At 40.6% G+C, this 6,344-nt stretch carries 7 protein-coding genes; all 7 read right to left on the bottom strand.

What is annotated here, in order from left to right; translation table 11 throughout:
* Window positions 1-124 precede the first annotated feature (124 nt).
* Entirely contained in the window at window positions 125-2,158 is a 2,034-nt protein-coding gene (locus DW005_RS13220; RefSeq protein WP_117480137.1) for a methyl-accepting chemotaxis protein, read from the bottom strand.
* Window positions 2,159-2,288: 130 nt separating this feature from the next.
* Window positions 2,289-3,209: a homoserine O-succinyltransferase gene (gene metA, locus DW005_RS13215; RefSeq protein ID WP_117480135.1), complete on the bottom strand. Its 921-nt coding sequence runs from the start codon at window positions 3,207-3,209 to the stop codon at window positions 2,289-2,291.
* A 73-nt stretch (window positions 3,210-3,282) separates the two neighbouring features.
* Window positions 3,283-3,852, bottom strand: a complete 570-nt coding sequence (locus tag DW005_RS13210; protein ID WP_117480133.1) for a thiamine phosphate synthase — start codon at window positions 3,850-3,852, stop codon at window positions 3,283-3,285.
* A complete protein-coding gene (gene thiH, locus DW005_RS13205) occupies window positions 3,845-4,999 on the bottom strand; it encodes a 2-iminoacetate synthase ThiH (protein ID WP_347461761.1) in 1,155 nt (384 codons plus the stop codon). Before thiH ends, DW005_RS13210 begins: the two co-directional genes overlap by 8 nt.
* 66 nt (window positions 5,000-5,065) lie before the next feature.
* A complete protein-coding gene (locus tag DW005_RS13200; protein WP_117480131.1) occupies window positions 5,066-5,857 on the bottom strand; it encodes a thiazole synthase in 792 nt (263 codons plus the stop codon).
* Window positions 5,858-5,927: 70 nt separating this feature from the next.
* Window positions 5,928-6,125 (bottom strand): sulfur carrier protein ThiS, encoded by a 198-nt coding sequence (gene thiS / locus DW005_RS13195; protein ID WP_117480129.1) that lies wholly within the window; start codon window positions 6,123-6,125, stop codon window positions 5,928-5,930.
* The coding region (locus DW005_RS14025; protein WP_207658749.1) for a hypothetical protein at window positions 6,122-6,344 on the bottom strand (223 nt) is incomplete at its 5' end. The genes thiS and DW005_RS14025, both read right to left, overlap by 4 nt.

Here is a 6,344-nt window from a genome sequence, read left to right as displayed (position 1 = left end):
GTTTGGGAACACACCTGCATAGCAGGTGGTTTATTTTTATTGCCAATACAATAAAACAGCCTTCCATCCAATGATGTGAAGGCTGTTTTATTATCTTTTTATATCACTTATATATCAAAAGATTTTATGCATCTTCATTGGTATCTTCGGTATCTTCTTCTGCTAACTGTTCATATTCATCCGTAGAACCAAACTCAGCAAATTCAGAGAAGTCCTCATCCTCATATGATGCTGCCGCTTCATCTTCCTCTACATCAGTCTCCGTTTCAACTGCTGCATCGTCAACAATTTCACTTTCCTCTGCATCGTCCGAAATCGTAAGATAAACGTCATCATCTACCCCAGTTTCCACATCCTCTGCTGCTTCTGTTTCCTCATAAGATTCAGATTCTTCTACGACATCTTCATAATCAACGGCAGCTGGAACATCTACATCCGCCTCTGTCACAAATTTAGCAACTTCAGAATCCAAACGACGGCTTACATCCTCTGTTACACGAATGCTTGTCTGAATATCCATCATACTATCCGTCAATGTAGTTACAGACTCTGATACACCGGATACCTGATTGGAACTATCATTAATCGTCTCTGAAATCTCATGTATCAGTGTTGCCATCTCATGCATCGTATCTTTCAGTGCGGTTGCACTGTCAGCAAACTGAAGCATCAATGTATCAATACGATTTGCATCGTCGTTATACTGGTTACCGGTATTTACAAGATTATCATAATCCGGCATAACCTCATTTTGGATAAATGTCAGCATCTTATTGGCATTGTCTGCAAGTTCTCCTACTGAAGAGTTTACTTCCAAACTGATTTCCTGAATGTTATTCGCTGTCTCACGGCTTGAATCTGCCAGCTTACGAATCTCATCAGCCACTACAGCAAATCCCTTACCAACCTCACCGGCACGTGCTGCTTCAATGGATGCATTCAATGCAAGCAGGTTTGTCTGAGAAGAAATCTCCAAAATATCATTTGTCAATACATTAATCTTTTCAACATCTTTACTCTTTTCAAGAGAACTCTGAAGCAGCGTATTAATTTCACTTGCCATCTCTGCCGTCATCTTACGGCGTTTCTGACCACTCTCCTGCAATGCATTCGCACGGTCTTTAATTTCTTTTGCAAAATCAGAACCATTATTTGCCTCACCGGCAATATGCTCCATTGCTTCATAAACACGTCCTGCCTGGTCATTCAGATGGTCGGCGTGGTTTGCTACCTCTTCCATTCCGGCAGAAAGTTTTTCCATTACCTCAGATACCAGTTTGATATCGCCATTCGATGTATTTACACCATTAAACACCTGCTCTACATTGCCCTGCAGCTCAACGGCATCGGATTTGATTTCCATAATAATGTCGCGGAGCAAATCAATGAACTTATTAATTCCAACAACCAAAGTTCCCACTTCATCTTTTGTTTTTACCTGAATCTGGGATGTAAGGTCACCGTGGTCTTGTTCAATACTTCGTACAATACCGTTCAAGTGACGAATTGCATGTTTGGTTGGACGAAGGATTGTTGCTACAACCATTAAAATACAGAATACAATAGAAACAACCAACAAAGCAATCAAAACAACAAATGCTAATGTACTCTGTGATGCAGCTGCACTAAGTGCTCCCTGCGAATCCTCTACTTTCTGGCTGTTCACCTTCTGCATATCATCAATAGCACTCTGGAATTTCTTGTAGATAGGCTCTACCGCTTCATTCAAATTCTTCATGCCATTCAGTTCATAATCATCAATTGCCTTTTTCGATTTCTGGTAAGACTCACTAAATGTTGCATACGCAGCCTTATAGTCTTTTACAGCATCGGCTTCACCACCGTCAGAACTCTTCTCTGCAATAACAGAAATATTCTTATCCATGCGTGCTGTAGCTTCTTTAATATCCTTTGATAACTGTTTTAAATCATCGTCATCAAATGCAGTTACATAGCGAGCCAGCTTATACTGAAGCAATATAAAATCTGACTCCATCTCTCCTGTCTTCTCCGTTATCGTCATATAATTGTCGCTAATCGACTTGGTTGCCTGATTCATCTGTGCAATCTTTGAATAAATCAATGTAGAACACAGTCCACATACAATTGCAAGAATGCAAAACGGCACCATGATTTTCAATCCAATTGACTTCCTCATAACAAATCTCCTTTTATGTAATTATATAGTTATAAACTCTATTTAGATTATAACATCATACCTTAAAAAAAACAAGAAAGAATGTCTTAAATCGACACTCTTTCCTCCAAAAAAATTCATTAACAGCTTTTTATTTATTAATGTCTCTCACATCATATGGCGTACTCTGATATACATAATAGTTAAGCCAGTTACTGTAGAACAATTGACCGGCAGAACGCCAGCGGACAACCGGCTTATTCTCCGGGTTATCATCCGGAAAATAATTAGCCGGAATACTCGGATTCATTCCCTTATCCAGGTCACGAAAATATTCTTTTGCCAGTGTATCCGAATCATACTCCAAATGTCCCGTCATAAAAAACTGTCTGCTGTCTTCTGTTTTTATAACCGCCACACCTGCCGCATCTGATACGGCAAGTACTTCCAGTTCCGGAATTTTCTCAACATCTTCTCTGTTTACCGTCATCGCACGTGACTGCGGACAGTCAAAAATGTCATCAAAACCGCGAAACAGTGGAGAGCTTTTTTTTAGCACCCGATGTTTGTACACGCCGGATAATTTTTCCTCTCTGTCGACCCTCTCAATACCATAGTGATAATATAAACCGGCAAATGCAGCCCAACACATGTAAAGAGTACAGTGAACATGCTTCTTTGACCACTCCATAATATTTGTTAACTCATCCCAGTAATCCACGTCTTCAAATTTGGTATAGTCAAGCGGTGCTCCTGTAATAATCATACCATCAAAATTACGGTCTTTGATGTCATCAAACACACGATAAAAAGTTTCCAGATGGCTTGGTGCCACATGCGTCGGCTTATAACTGCTCGTCTGCATAAACTCCACATCCACCTGCAGCGGTGTATTGGACAATTTACGCAAAAGCTGTGTTTCTGTCTCAATCTTTGTCGGCATAAGGTTTAAAATCAATACATGCAGCGGTCGAATATCCTGATGCATTGCACGATACTCCGTCATTACAAATATATTTTCATTTTCCAGAATTTTCTGGGCAGGTAGTGAATCCTGAATTTTAATAGGCACAATTACCACTCCTAACTTATTTGATAATATTTGCCATTGTAACACAACCAGATACTGTTTGCAAGGCTTGCGGTTATTCTCTCATGCATCCTGACATAATACAAATACCGCTTGCACCTTTACGCATAACTTCCGGCTCTCTCTCCTTTGTCATGCCGCCAATAGCATAGACAGGAACCTCTGAATTATCGCAAATATTTTCCAAAAATGATAATCCTCTCGGTGGTAAATCTTTTTTGCAGTCCGTAGCAAATATGTGACCGGCAATTACAAAATCCATTGAAAATGCCTCTGCCTCTTTTAACTGCTCCAGAGAATGAATCGACGTACTCATTTCCTTCACGGAATTACGAAGTTTTTCCCTTTCCTTTTGAGACATCTGTGCCATAACTGAAAGCGGCACATGCACAAAAGGATGCGAAAGAGAAAGTGCCGCCCGGTAATCCGTATGCAGAATACATTTTTTACCTTCCTGATTCGTAATTTTCAAAACCTTTCCCGCAAGTTCTTCATATTCCTCATGGGATAAATCTTTTTCCCGCAAAAGGATGGCATTATATTCATCGCCTTGTGCGATCTGCCGGATTCTTTCCAAAAAATCCCCCTCACACAGATGACGGTTTGTTACTGCTATTCTATACATAAATATAATCACTCATAACCGGCTGAAGTCCATGCTCCAAAATCGCATCATAAACTTCCTGCACATTTCTGGTATCATCAATTTCAAACTGTTCGTCGCCCTGCTCTTCTCCGCTTCTGCCACCAATTCCAACGTCCACGCCGGCAGATATCTTCGTTGCACAAATTTGAATCAGATTGTCGCGGACGCGCTTACATTCACGAGTAGAAACCGTAATGGAAGCAAACGGTAAAAGCAGACGATAAGCACACACAACCTGTAACAACTGCGCTTCATGCACATCCATCGGATTAATTCTATCATTATTAATAATCGGGCGAAGTCTTGGACAGGAAAATGCAATTTCTGCCTGTGGATATTTCCGCTGCAATAAATAGGCATGAATTCCTGTTGCAAATGCATCTTTTCTAAAATCATCAAGGCCTAACAAAGCAGCAAAACCAACGCCTCGCATACCACCCTTTAATGCACGTTCCTGTGCGTTTAATCGATATGGAAAAATACGTTTTTTACCTGCCAGATGAAGTGTTTCATATTTATCTGAATTGTAGGTCTCCTGAAATACGGTAACATAATCGGCACCACATTTATGCCAGTACGCATAGTTCTCGGAATTTGTCGGATATACCTCCAAGCCAATCACCTTGAAATATTTTCTTGCAATCTTACAAGCCTCTCCAATGTATTTTACATCCGACATTTTCTCGCTCTCCCCGGTTAAAATCAAAATTTCCTGCAAACCGGATTTTGCAATTTCAACCATTTCACGTTCAATCCCCTCGGCATCAAGTTTCGCACGACGGATTTTATTATGGCAGTTAAAACCACAGTAAATACAATAATTCTCACAGTAATTTGCAATATAAAGCGGTGTAAACATCATAATGGAATTACCAAAATGTTTCCTTGTCTCCTTCTGTGCCATCTGTGCAATTTCTTCCAAAAAAGGAAGGGCAGCCGGTGACAAAAGTGCTGCAAAATCTTCGGGTGTACGATTGTCTTTATAAATCGCGCGGCGGACATCCGCAGCCGTATAAGAATCATAATCGTAAGCATTCATTGCTTCCACAACCGTTTTCTCAACATCGGAATCCAAAACTTCCATTCCCTCTAAATATGTCATGTGGTCAATTCGGTTTTCCTTCATATCTTCCAGAATTGTCTCACTTAATATACTCTCATTTACTTTATCCATGTCGTCCTCCAACTATCTTTATTTCGTTTTAAAACTGCCATCCTGAATATAGCCGGTCAGCGGTGAAGATGCACTTCCTCCACGCTCTAACACGCGTCCTGTACCGGCAAGATAAGCCTTTCTTCCTGCCTCAATCGCCAGTTTAAATGCCTCTGCCATAGCCGGGATATCTCCTGCTGTCGCAATACCGGTATTCGCCATAATTGCGGCTGCTCCCATTTCCATTGCAGCACATGCCTCCGATGGTTTTCCAATGCCGGCATCCACAATAATCGGAAGATTAATTTCATCAATCAAGATCTGAATGAATTCTTTTGTACAAAGACCTTTGTTCGAGCCAATCGGTGCAGCTAACGGCATAATCGATGCAGCACCGGCATTCATCAAATCACGTGCCACATTCAAATCCGGATACATATAAGGCATAACTACAAATCCTTCTTTTGCAAGAATTTCTGTCGCCTTGATGGTTTCCTGATTATCCGGAAGTAAATACTTGGAATCTCTCATAATCTCAATTTTTACAAAATTGCCACAGCCAACTTCTCTTGACAAGCGTGCAATACGAACTGCTTCGTCAGCATTTCTCGCACCGGATGTATTCGGAAGCAAGGTAACACCTTCCGGAATATAATCTAAAATATTTGCACGTCCATCTTGATTCGCACGGCGAAGCGCCAATGTAATAATCTGTGCACCGGCATTTTCAACCGATGCCTTGATTAAATCCAGTGAATATTTTCCGGAGCCTAAGATGAAACGAGAAGAAAACTCCTGTCCACCAAGCATAAAAGTATCTTTATTTTCCATGTTCTTATCCTCTCAATCTTTGTATTTGAATTTACATTTTACATGTCATGATTTTGACAGGGTTGTTTTATCAACCTCCACCAACAAAACTTACCACTTCAATCACATCATTTTCTTTTATCTGAACCGTTCCGTAATCTTTCTTTGGAATAATCTCACCGTTGATTTCAACCGCAATTTTGTTCTTCTCAAAATTTTGTTTTGCGATAAAATCTTCCAGTGATAATCCTTCACAGTCTGAAACCTGGTTTCCATTCAAGCAAATCATATCGTCTCTCCTTTCTCTTCTGATACAACAAAAGGATACCACAAAAAAAGTCCACACCCGAGGTGGTGTGCCCCTTCTTGAGATATCCTCAATCTGCTCTCAACTATATCATGAATGTTAGGGGGTGTCAAGTGGGTTTGTTGGCAGTGTTTGTTGCCCCTTTTTTTGTTTTCCGTAATTCCGGCAGAAAAGTTTTGCGTCTCGTGGGCGCTCCCGTTA

Source organism: Clostridium sp. AF36-4 (assembly GCF_003435975.1).
GTDB lineage: Bacteria > Bacillota > Clostridia > Lachnospirales > Lachnospiraceae > Eubacterium_F.
Note: the sequence above shows the minus strand (reverse complement) of the source record. Positions and strands in the feature narration are given on the sequence as shown.

Bases quoted from the DNA above. Each gene is read 5' to 3' on its own strand.
- DW005_RS13200 (WP_117480131.1), bottom strand. From the start codon at position 5,857: ATGGAAAATAAAGATACTTTTATGCTTGGTGGACAGGAGTTTTCTTCT.
- DW005_RS13210 (WP_117480133.1), bottom strand. From the start codon at position 3,852: ATGTATAGAATAGCAGTAACAAACCGTCATCTGTGTGAGGGGGATTTT.
- thiS (WP_117480129.1), bottom strand. From the start codon at position 6,125: ATGATTTGCTTGAATGGAAACCAGGTTTCAGACTGTGAAGGATTATCA.
- thiH (WP_347461761.1), bottom strand. From the start codon at position 4,999: ATGAAGGAAAACCGAATTGACCACATGACATATTTAGAGGGAATGGAA.
- DW005_RS13220 (WP_117480137.1), bottom strand. From the start codon at position 2,158: ATGAGGAAGTCAATTGGATTGAAAATCATGGTGCCGTTTTGCATTCTT.